Below are 10195 nucleotides of genomic sequence, written 5' to 3' on the forward strand. Positions count from 1 at the left end.
TTATAATTTCATCATTTTTTATTAGCTATATTCAGTATAAAAATATAATCAAACCATTTTTTATTAGCAATAATTTTAATGAAATATCAAATATAAGCGATATTAAAAAAGGCATAATAAATAGTGAAAGTTTAAATATAGAATTTGCTTATAATAAAGATGATTTAGATATTTTAAAGGTTAATATTAAAAACACTTACTACACACAAAAAGATAAAAAAAGAGAAAAAGATATTTTTAAAGGAATTTATATTCGTAAAAAAAATATAAAAATGAAAGATTTTATAATAGTTAGTAATAGCGATATTAAGGATATTTTAGGAGTTAAAGAGCCTTTAATTTTACTTGATAATGTAGATTTTAATAAATATTTTAAATTGTATTCTAATAATAATTTAGAAGTTTTTAAATTCTTAAATCCTAAGAAATTAGATATTATTAGTAATAATGCAAAACTTATTAATCACAAAATAAGTCTTTTTTATAAAGATAATTATTTGCATATTTATATTCATAATTTTTCTTTTAGTGAAAATATTGAAAAAGAATTTAAAAGCATAATAAATATTGTTAATGAGTTTTAAAAAATGTGAGAATTTGAAACACGAAATTAAAAGTATATGCTATTATAAGTTATAATTTTATTTTTGTTATATTTATAACATTAAAATTGTCAGAATTTTATATCAGGAGAGAAAATGAAAAGAGAAGAAATAAAAGAATTAATAGATATGTTTGCTCAAGCAAATATAGGCAAAATCAAAATCAAAGAAGGCGATTTTGAAATTAGCTTAGAAAAGCAAGGAACGGTTGTTGAATGCGCACCAATTCCTGCAGTAATGCCACAAAGTGCTCCAGCACCAATTAATGTAAATGTAGTAAATGAAGCACAACCTGCTAAAAACACTCATCCAGCAATTACAAGCCCAATGGTAGGAACATTTTATCAAGCACCAAGTCCAGGGGCAGCTAGTTTCGTAAAAGTTGGTCAAACAGTGAGAAAAGGCGATACAATTTGCATTATTGAAGCTATGAAAATTATGAATGAAATTGAAGCTGAATTTGATTGCAAAATCGTAAGCGCTTTAGTAGAAGATGGACAACCTGTGGAGTATGGAACAGAATTATTTGCAGTTGAAAAACTATAAGTAGGTTGCAATGAGAGAGATTAAAAAGATTTTAATTGCTAATCGTGGAGAAATAGCTCTAAGAGCTATTAGAACGATTAAAGAAATGGGTAAAGAAGCTATTTGTATATATTCTAGTGCTGATAAAGACGCTTTATATTTAAAATATTGTGATGCTAGTATTTGCGTTGGTGGTCCAAAATCAAGCGAGAGTTATTTAAATATCCCATCAATTATTAGTGCTGCTGAATTATGTGGTGCTGATGCGATTTTTCCTGGATATGGGTTTTTGAGTGAAAATCAAAATTTCGTAGAAATTTGTGAGCGTCATAATATTAAATTCATAGGTCCTAGTGTAGAAGCTATGAATACTATGAGCGATAAAAGTAAAGCTAAACAAGTTATGAAAAGAGCAGGTGTTCCAGTAATCCCAGGTAGTGATGGGGCTATTAGTGGAGTAGAAGTTGCAAAAGAATTAGCTGAAGAAATGGGCTATCCTGTTATTTTAAAAGCTGCTGCAGGTGGTGGTGGTCGTGGTATGCGTGTGGTTGAAAAGGCTGCTGATTTAGAAAAAGCATATTGGTCTGCTGAAAGCGAAGCTACAAGTGCATTTGGTGATGGTAGAATGTATATTGAAAAATACATTAAAAATCCACGCCATATTGAAGTGCAAATCATAGGAGATAGTTTTGGAAATGTTATTCATATAGGTGAGCGTGATTGTTCTATGCAAAGAAGACATCAAAAGCTAATAGAAGAAAGTCCAGCTAGAATTTTAGAGCCAGCTACTAGAGAAAAATTATTAGAAACTGCTATAAGAGCAGCTAAAGCTATTGGATATGAAGGTGCAGGGACATTTGAGTTTTTATTAGATGATTATCAAAACTTTTATTTTATTGAAATGAATACAAGATTACAGGTTGAGCATTGCGTAAGTGAAATGTGTAGTGGAGAAGACATTATTCGTCATATGATAAATGTAGCTGAAGGAAAAGCTCTACCTAAACAAGAAGAGATAAATTTTAAAGGTCATTCAATTGAGTGTAGAATTACTGCAGAAGACCCTAAAACATTTACACCTTGTCCTGGGACAATTAGTAGATATACAGCTCCTGCAGGTGCAAATGTGAGAATGGAAAGCCATGTTTATCAAGGATACAGCGTTCCTCCGTTTTATGATAGTATGATAGGTAAGCTTGTTGTGTGGGCTCCTACAAGAGAGATGGCAATTCATAAGATGAAATGTGCTTTACAAGAATTAATAGTAAGTGGTATTAAAACTACAAAAGATTTTCATATTTCTATGATGGAAAATCCTGATTTTATAAACAATAAATTTGATACAAACTATTTATCAAGAAGATAATTCCTAAATGAAATTCTTTAAGAATTTCATTTAGTCCTAAGTAATGCTATGAAAGAAATTAATTTTTATAAATTATCTTTAAATATTTATTTAGAAATGCTACTTCGTTTTAGCTCTATTGTCATAAATACTATTATGATTAGTAGATATAATGTGTTTTTAATAGGAGCTATGAGTAGTGCAAATCAGATTTTTATAATAGCTACAACTATATTTTCATTCCTTTCAATTGGCTCAAGTGTATTAATATCTCAAGCTTTAGGCGCTAATAACAAAAACTTAGCAATAAGGTCAGCTCATATTAGCATATCTTTTAATATGGTTTTAGGTATTTTGATATTTTTTATAATTAATTTTTTTGATGGCAATATGCTTAGGTTGTTAAATGTTCCTAATGATATATTTGATTATTCATTAATATATTTACAAACTATAGCTTATGTAATATTGTTAGATTGCTTAAATATAGCTTTATCATCTGTAATTAGAACTTATGCTAAGGCTAAGGAATTAATGATCGTATCGCTTATTATGAATGTAGTTAATATTGTTTTTAATGCTATATTTTTATATAAATATGATTTAGGCTTGTTTGGAGTGGGAATTTCAAGTGTAATTTCTAGGATAGTAAGCCTTGCAATGCTAATTTATATATATTTTAAGATTGCAAAACTTAAGATTTATTTTGAGCTATTTTTTAAAATTAATAAAAAAATATTAAAAAATATTTTGACAATAGGTGGCTTTAGTGCAGGAGAAAATCTACTATGGTCAGCACAATATATGGTTATTTTCGCTTTTGTTGGATTATTAGGAAAAGATGCTTTAAGTATTCAAAGTATATTTTTTCAAATTTCAATGTTTATATTTACTACTAGCTCTGCATTAAGTGTGGCTAATGAGATAATCATCGGTAGGCTAGTTGGTGCAAAAGAATTTGAAAAAGCGTATAAACAAAGTTTTAAAGTATTAAAAATTGCAATAATTTGTAGTTTAGTATATGCTAGTTTTGTTTTTTTAATTCAAGATTATATATTTCAAGCACTTAGTTTAAGCAATGAATTAATAAATATTATAAAACCGCTTTTTATAATAAGTTTTTTCTTAGAAAGTTCAAGAGCTTTAAATATAGTAATGGTTAATTCTTTAAGGGCTAGTGGAGATGCTGCCTTTCCTTTTTATGCTGGAATTGTTTTTATGTGGGGAGTTAGTGTTCCTTTAGCTTATATTTTAGGGATACATTTACATTTTGCTATGGTTGGAATATGGAGTGCTTTTGTAGTTGATGAACTTTTAAGAGGACTTGCTAATACATATCGTTGGAAAAGTAAAAAATGGCAAAGCAAATCAGCTGTATAAATATCTTTTAAAAGATATTTATATTTTATGATTTAGTGTTGTTGTGCTTTTAAATTCTTGTTTGTATCCGTTAGTTTCTATGCTATCTTTTAACATTTCTTCAAGTAAAGAATCATAAAATTCTTTAACACTTAGCACATATTTTGCATATTCTTTGTTTTTTGCTAATAAGTAATTTAAATTAAATTTTAATTGTTGTAATAAATCGCTTGATTTTTCACTTAATAAATCTGATAAATTACCATTATTTTTAGTAGCTAATTCAAGTAAGGCATTATCTAAAGCTTGTTTTTCTTTTAAAAAAGCATTAAGTGCTTCTACTTTTTCCTTATTTTGAGTATCAAGTCTGTCTTTTCTAGCTTCTTTAATATCACTTATTCCTTGTTCTGTTATGCTAATAATTTTTAATAAAAGATTATTAGCAGTAGCTAGTCTTTTTTCTATCATTAGCATAACTCATTTGCAATTGCATTTGCGGTAGATTTTAAATCAATTTTATAAGTTCCATTTGCAATTTGCTCAGCTATAGCAGCTGCTTTTGGGCTCAAAGAACTTTTGGTTTCTTTAACTTCAGTTTTATCAACATTTTCACTTTTTGTAGCTTTTGGCTTCATAATATCTTGGCTTGAATATACCATAGATGAACTAAGTGAGTTTAACATTTTTCAACCTTTTTATAATATTTGCATACTATATCGGAATTAGTTTAAAAAACTTTATAGCCTTTCTTTTAAAAAATTAAATAGCATTTCAGAAAATCCAAGCCCACCACTTAAAGCCTTACTCATAGCATCATTATACATTGAGCCATAAATATCATCTCCAGCGTCTTTTCCAAATAGTGGATTTTCTAATTTAAGACTAATATCAAGGACACTTTTTATCATAAATGCTTCAAAAGCATCTGTTTGTTCTTTTAACAATTTTTCATCTACTTTTGCAGTATTTGGCTGGTTTATTAAATTAGAATTTAAAATTTCATGAGATTTTTTATTTTCTATTTTATTAATTTCTTTTTCTAATAAATTAGAAAAATTATTTTTACTATCTTCACTTAATTTTATTAAGGTATTTGTATTTGGTAGAGTATTTTTATATGTATTTTCATAAATTTTTGATATATCCATTATAAAATCTCCAATTCAGCATTAATTGCCCCAGCTTGTTTTAAATTTTTAATAATCGTTATTACATCAGCAGGGCTTGCACCTAGTTTATTTAAGGCTCTAGTGATATTTGCTAAAGTTATTTTATCGTTAGTAATTCTTAAAATATTTGAGCTAGTATCAATTACACTACCATCTTTTAAATCAACTTCATTGTCTTTTAGTTCATAAGGTCTTTTAGGTTCAATTTTAATTGTTATATTTCCATGAGATATTAAAACAGGACTAACTTCTACATCAATTCCACTTATTATCGTTCCTGTTTTTTCATTTATTATGATTTTACTATTTGCGTTTATTTCTCCAGCATCTAGTGATAATACTTTTGCTATAAAATCAACTGCACTTTCTTCTTCTGGTCTTTCTATTATTATTGTTTTACCATCTGTAGCTTTTGCTATATCTAAATCATAAGCTTTATTTATTGCATTTTTTATTTTACTAGCTAGTGCAAAATCATTTTGCTTTAGACTTAGAGTAATTCTTTCTTGATTGTTAAAATCAAAATTAACTTCTCTTTCTATACTAGCTCCATTTGTTATTTTTGCATTAGTCATACTAGCACCTTTGCCGCTACTATCTATACTAAGCGCTCCTTGAGCTAATGCGTAAATATTTCCATCAACACCTTTTAAAGCACTTAATAAAAGTGTTCCACCTTTTAAACTTTTAGCATCACCTAATGAAGCTACATTTACATCAATTTTATCCCCACTTTTTGCAAAGGCAGGTAATTTTGCACTAATCATAACTGCTGCGGTATTTTTACTTTTAATATCATCAGGGCTTATTTTGATATTCATAGAGCCTAGCATATTTGCAATTGATTGAATAGTAAATTCGCTACTAGAACCATCTCCACTACCATTTAGACCAACAACCAAACCATATCCGATTAACTCATTATCCCTAACTCCAACAATATTTGCTATATCTTTTATTTGTGAAGCCATTAAGGAATTTAATATAAATATCAAAAATATCATAAATCTCATTATTTTTCCTTATTTTAAATATGTTTAAATTAAGCAAATCATATTCCATATTTTTTACAAAAACATTAACCAAATACTAAATTAGCTTTTGTAAAATCAGCAGATTACTTTCAAATTTTAAGGATAATAAATGCACAATTTATTTTTATTTAGTGATTTTATAGCTGATGACAATAAAGCGATTACTTATTTAATTCATTTCGTTTTAGTTATTGCAATTATTTTGGTTTTAGCAAAATTAGCAACTTCTAAAATGCAATTAGTTCCAAAAGGTATTCAAAATATTATGGAAATGTTTTTAGATGGTGTTTTATCTATGGGTAAAGATACTTTAGGCTCAAAGGAAGCAGCTTTAAAATATGTTCCTTTAATCGCTACTCTTGGATTAGTTGTTTTTGTAAGCAATATAATAGGTATAATTCCTGGATTTGAAGCTCCTAGTGCTAGTTTAAATTTAACACTTCCTTTAGCAATAATTGTTTTTATATACTATCATTACGAAGGCATAAAAACTCAAGGATTTTTTAAGTATTTCAAGCATTTTTTTGGTCCTGTTAAAGTGATTGCTCCACTTATGTTTGTTGTTGAAGTGATATCACATTTTTCTCGTATAGTTTCTTTATCTTTCCGTCTTTTTGGAAATATTAAAGGAGATGATTTATTTTTAGGTGTTATTTTAGCTTTAGTTCCAATCGTAGCTCCGCTTCCACCATATTTTCTTTTAACATTTATGGCATTTTTACAATCGTTTGTATTTATGATTTTAACTTATGTATATATAGCTAGTGCTATTGCAATTGATGAGGAGCATTAATGGAATTTGAAGTAGTTATTGGTTTAGAAGTTCATACTCAGCTTAATACAAAAACTAAGATTTTTTGTTCTTGTGCGACAAGTTTTGGTGAAGTTGCTAATACTAATGTTTGCCCTGTGTGTTTGGCATTGCCTGGAGCTTTACCTGTATTAAATAAAGAAGCTTTACAAAAGGCTATATATTTTGGTAAAGCAATTAATGCAAAAATTAATGAAGTAAGTATTTTTAATAGAAAAAACTATTTTTATCCTGATTTACCTAAAGCTTATCAAATATCACAATTTGATGTGGCAATAGTTGAAGGTGGAAAATTAGAAATTGAAGGTGATTTTGGTAAAAAAATAATAGGAATTACTAGAGCACACCTTGAAGAAGATGCAGGTAAAAATATCCATGAAAATGATAATTCTTTAGTGGATTTAAATCGTGCAGGAACTCCACTACTTGAGATTGTAAGTGAGCCAGATATTAGAAGCGCTGATGAAGCTGTAGCTTATCTTAAAAAACTTCATTCTATTATAAGATTTTTAGATATTAGTGATGCTAATATGCAAGAAGGCTCTTTTAGATGTGATGTTAATATATCTATCAGACCTAAAGGCGATAATAAATTTTATACAAGAGTAGAAATTAAGAATTTAAATAGTTTTAAATTTATTCAAAAAGCAATAGAGTATGAGAAAGAACGCCAAATAGCTGCTTGGATGGATAGTAAGTATGATAGTGAAGTAGTTCAAGAAACAAGATTATTTGATACTACAAGACTTGTTACAAAACCTATGAGAAGCAAAGAAGAAGCTGCTGAATATAGATATTTTGCAGACCCTGATTTATTACCTGTATTTGCTAGTGCTGATATGATTAATGTTGCAATTCCTGAACTTGCAGATGAAAAAATATCTCGTTATGTTAGAGAGTATGGGCTAAAAGAAGATGATGCTAAGGTTTTAGTAAGCTCACTAGAAATGGCTATGTTTTTTGAATATTTAATAAAATCAGGTTGTTCTCCAAAACTTAGTACAACTTGGTTAAGTGTAGAATTAATGGGTTTATTAAAAGGTGAATTAAATATAACAAATTCTCCTGTGGGAAAAGAAAAATTAGCAGATTTGATAAAAGCTATTGAAAATAGTGAAATATCAAATAAAGCAGGCAAAGATGTTTTAGCTTATTTGTTTGAAAACGATATAAGTGTAAGCGATGCTATTGATAAACTAGGATTAAAACAAGTTAGTGATGATGGTGCTATTAATGCAATAATAGATGAAATATTATCTAAGAATGCAGATAAGGTAGCTGAATATAAGTCGGGTAAAGATAAATTGTTTGGATTTTTTGTAGGGCAGACTATGAAAGAAGGCAAAGGAGCTTTTAATCCAAATAAAGTAAATGAGCTTTTAAAGGCTAAGCTTGGATGATTAGCGTAATTGGTTCTGGTAAGTGGGGTAGTGCAATAGCTCATGCTATCTCACTTAATAACAAAGTAAATATTTGTTCTTTTAGTAAAAAATCAGGTGAATATATTGATATAAACGAAGCTAAAAAAAGTAAATATTTAATATTTGCATTAAGTGCTCAAGGAACCTATGATTATCTTAGAGCTAACTTTAGTAATTTAAATGATAATTATGTATTAATCGCTTCAAAAGGTATTTATCAAGACTTGTTTTTACACGATGTATTTTCTAAGTTTTTTCCAATAGAAAATATTAGTGTTTTAACTGGCCCATCTTTTGCAACAGAAGTTAGTAAAAATTTACCAACAGCACTTGTAATTAGTGGTGTTAATGATAAGTTAAATCAAGAATTTGCTAATTTTTTTCCTAGTTTTATAAAGACATACACCGATAATGATGTCGTTGGTGCTGAGATTTGTGGTGCATATAAAAATATTATTGCTATTGCTAGTGGAATTTGTGATGGTTTAGAATTAGGTAATAACGCAAGAGCTGCTCTTATTTCTCGTGGTCTTATAGAAATTACTAGATTTGGTAAGTTTTTTGGTGCTAAAGATAATACTTTTCTAGGTTTAAGTGGGGCAGGTGATTTATTTTTAACTGCTAGTTCAACATTATCAAGAAATTACAGAGTGGGATTAATGCTTGCAAAGGGCTATAATCAAGATGAAATTAAGCAAGAATTAAATGAAGTTGCTGAAGGAATTGATACTACTAAATCAGTTTGTAAAATTGCAAAAACACATAATATATATTGTCCTATTGCTAATGAAATTTTATTAATTTTAAATGGCAAGAATGTAAAAACTAGCTTACAAGATTTATTAAAAAAATGAAAAAATTTTTAATTATATTATTTATAAATATTGTATTGTATTCTCAAAATTTATCAAATATAAGCACCCAAAGACTAGCCGGTCAGATGATTATGATAGGTTTTAATGGAAAAGATATTAAAGAATACAATATAAGAAAATTAGGTCAAGAAGCTAGTCTTGGAAAAGTTGGTGGTATAGTTTTTAGGGCTAATAATTTCACAGATATTGAGCAGGCAAAAAAATTAGTAAGTAGATTTAAAAATATAGCAATTGTAAATCCATTATTTTTAGGTATTGATTATAAAGATTTAGATAAAAATTATGATTTTTTATATTGTAAAGAACCTGATTTTATTAATCAGAATTTAAATATTAATGATGCTAGATTAAATTATCTAAAATCAGCTTTAAATTTAAAAGAATTAGGACTTAATTTAAATTTAACATTAGGGGTAAATACTAGTATAACTAATGATTTATTAGATAAACTTAGTATCTATGCTAGAGAATACTCTGATGCTTTTAGGCAAAGTAATATTTTAATAGCAGCTAAAACTTTTCCTGGAGATATGAATAATTCTTCAAGTTTTGTTAAAGATTATAGATTAAGTTTTTTAAAGCCATTTTATGATTTTACACAAACTAATAAAGTTGATATGATAATGGTTTCAAATAAAATTTATCCTATACTAGACAAAAAACCAGCAAATATGTCTAAGAAAATCATTAATATATTAAAAAATGATTTATCATTTAATGGGGTAATAGTAAGTGATGATATCTTAGGTGGTGATTTAGATGGCATAGATTTTAAAGATAGAATAATTGATAGTATAAATGCTGGAGTTGATATATTATATTTTGGATTATCTAGGATAAAGTATGGAGATACAGCAAGTTATGTTGTTGATATTATAAGTCAAGCAGTAGATGATGGCAAAATAAGTAGAAGTAGATTAGAAGAATCTTATATAAAAATTACTTCTTTAAAAGAGAGAATATGATAAAAAAATTATTAGATGAACAAAGTGGTATTAAAAATACAATTGATAATTTATATTCGCATCCTGACCCATTGCAAGTAGTATATGAT

General features: G+C 27.6%; 12 protein-coding genes. 8 read left to right on the forward strand and 4 right to left on the reverse strand.

All coding sequences use genetic code 11. From position 1 onward, the window contains the following. From KJQ97_RS07960 to KJQ97_RS07975, 4 genes are all read left to right on the forward strand, one after another. The coding region (locus KJQ97_RS07960; protein ID WP_214120501.1) for a DUF3137 domain-containing protein at positions 1–584 on the forward strand (584 nt) is incomplete at its 5' end. A gap of 114 nt (positions 585–698) precedes the next feature. Then, positions 699–1148 carry an acetyl-CoA carboxylase biotin carboxyl carrier protein gene (accB, locus tag KJQ97_RS07965; RefSeq protein ID WP_214118793.1) on the forward strand — a complete coding sequence of 150 codons (450 nt, stop codon included), beginning with the start codon at positions 699–701 and terminating at the stop codon, positions 1146–1148. A gap of 10 nt (positions 1149–1158) precedes the next feature. After that, positions 1159–2493 (forward strand): acetyl-CoA carboxylase biotin carboxylase subunit, encoded by a 1335-nt coding sequence (locus KJQ97_RS07970; protein ID WP_214118795.1) that lies wholly within the window; start codon positions 1159–1161, stop codon positions 2491–2493. 48 nt (positions 2494–2541) lie between these two features. Next, positions 2542–3852, forward strand: coding sequence for an MATE family efflux transporter (locus KJQ97_RS07975; RefSeq protein ID WP_214120502.1), 1311 nt, complete (start codon positions 2542–2544; stop codon positions 3850–3852). 18 nt (positions 3853–3870) lie between these two features. Here KJQ97_RS07975 and KJQ97_RS07980 read toward each other — a convergent pair whose 3' ends face one another. From KJQ97_RS07980 to KJQ97_RS07995, 4 genes are all read right to left on the reverse strand, one after another. Beyond that, a complete protein-coding gene (locus tag KJQ97_RS07980) occupies positions 3871–4299 on the reverse strand; it encodes a hypothetical protein (RefSeq protein WP_214118799.1) in 429 nt (142 codons plus the stop codon). Beyond that, a complete protein-coding gene (locus KJQ97_RS07985; RefSeq protein WP_214118801.1) occupies positions 4299–4514 on the reverse strand; it encodes a flagellar biosynthesis anti-sigma factor FlgM in 216 nt (71 codons plus the stop codon). Before KJQ97_RS07985 ends, KJQ97_RS07980 begins: the two co-directional genes overlap by 1 nt. 54 nt (positions 4515–4568) lie before the next feature. Beyond that, positions 4569–4829: a rod-binding protein gene (locus KJQ97_RS09950; RefSeq protein ID WP_239803721.1), complete on the reverse strand. Its 261-nt coding sequence runs from the start codon at positions 4827–4829 to the stop codon at positions 4569–4571. 149 nt (positions 4830–4978) lie between these two features. After that, complete coding sequence (locus tag KJQ97_RS07995) at positions 4979–6013, reverse strand: flagellar basal body P-ring protein FlgI (RefSeq protein WP_214118805.1); 1035 nt, start codon at positions 6011–6013, stop codon at positions 4979–4981. 130 nt (positions 6014–6143) lie between these two features. Here KJQ97_RS07995 and KJQ97_RS08000 point away from each other — a divergent pair, with 130 nt between their 5' ends. From KJQ97_RS08000 to KJQ97_RS08015, 4 genes are read left to right on the forward strand one after another with little or no spacing between them, the layout of a single operon-like run. Further along, positions 6144–6827 (forward strand): F0F1 ATP synthase subunit A, encoded by a 684-nt coding sequence (locus KJQ97_RS08000; protein ID WP_214118807.1) that lies wholly within the window; start codon positions 6144–6146, stop codon positions 6825–6827. Further along, positions 6827–8245: an Asp-tRNA(Asn)/Glu-tRNA(Gln) amidotransferase subunit GatB gene (gene gatB / locus KJQ97_RS08005; protein ID WP_214120503.1), complete on the forward strand. Its 1419-nt coding sequence runs from the start codon at positions 6827–6829 to the stop codon at positions 8243–8245. The genes KJQ97_RS08000 and gatB overlap by 1 nt, the downstream gene beginning before the upstream one ends. Then, positions 8242–9120, forward strand: a complete 879-nt coding sequence (locus tag KJQ97_RS08010; RefSeq protein ID WP_214118811.1) for an NAD(P)H-dependent glycerol-3-phosphate dehydrogenase — start codon at positions 8242–8244, stop codon at positions 9118–9120. Before gatB ends, KJQ97_RS08010 begins: the two co-directional genes overlap by 4 nt. Then, positions 9117–10106 carry a glycoside hydrolase family 3 N-terminal domain-containing protein gene (locus KJQ97_RS08015; protein ID WP_214118812.1) on the forward strand — a complete coding sequence of 330 codons (990 nt, stop codon included), beginning with the start codon at positions 9117–9119 and terminating at the stop codon, positions 10104–10106. The genes KJQ97_RS08010 and KJQ97_RS08015 overlap by 4 nt, the downstream gene beginning before the upstream one ends. The last annotated feature ends 89 nt before the right edge of the window (positions 10107–10195 follow it).

The organism is Campylobacter sp. 2018MI01 (genome assembly GCF_018501205.1).
Taxonomy (GTDB): domain Bacteria; phylum Campylobacterota; class Campylobacteria; order Campylobacterales; family Campylobacteraceae; genus Campylobacter_E.

What these genes read in the sequence shown, in the direction of transcription:
- KJQ97_RS07995 (WP_214118805.1), bottom strand. Translation starts at nt 6,013, where the DNA reads ATGAGATTTATGATATTTTTGATATTTATATTAAATTCCTTAATGGCT.
- KJQ97_RS07970 (WP_214118795.1), top strand. Translation starts at nt 1,159, where the DNA reads ATGAGAGAGATTAAAAAGATTTTAATTGCTAATCGTGGAGAAATAGCT.
- KJQ97_RS08010 (WP_214118811.1), top strand. Translation starts at nt 8,242, where the DNA reads ATGATTAGCGTAATTGGTTCTGGTAAGTGGGGTAGTGCAATAGCTCAT.
- KJQ97_RS07985 (WP_214118801.1), bottom strand. Translation starts at nt 4,514, where the DNA reads ATGTTAAACTCACTTAGTTCATCTATGGTATATTCAAGCCAAGATATT.
- accB (WP_214118793.1), top strand. Translation starts at nt 699, where the DNA reads ATGAAAAGAGAAGAAATAAAAGAATTAATAGATATGTTTGCTCAAGCA.
- KJQ97_RS08000 (WP_214118807.1), top strand. Translation starts at nt 6,144, where the DNA reads ATGCACAATTTATTTTTATTTAGTGATTTTATAGCTGATGACAATAAA.
- gatB (WP_214120503.1), top strand. Translation starts at nt 6,827, where the DNA reads ATGGAATTTGAAGTAGTTATTGGTTTAGAAGTTCATACTCAGCTTAAT.
- KJQ97_RS08015 (WP_214118812.1), top strand. Translation starts at nt 9,117, where the DNA reads ATGAAAAAATTTTTAATTATATTATTTATAAATATTGTATTGTATTCT.
- KJQ97_RS07980 (WP_214118799.1), bottom strand. Translation starts at nt 4,299, where the DNA reads ATGATAGAAAAAAGACTAGCTACTGCTAATAATCTTTTATTAAAAATT.
- KJQ97_RS07975 (WP_214120502.1), top strand. Translation starts at nt 2,542, where the DNA reads ATGAAAGAAATTAATTTTTATAAATTATCTTTAAATATTTATTTAGAA.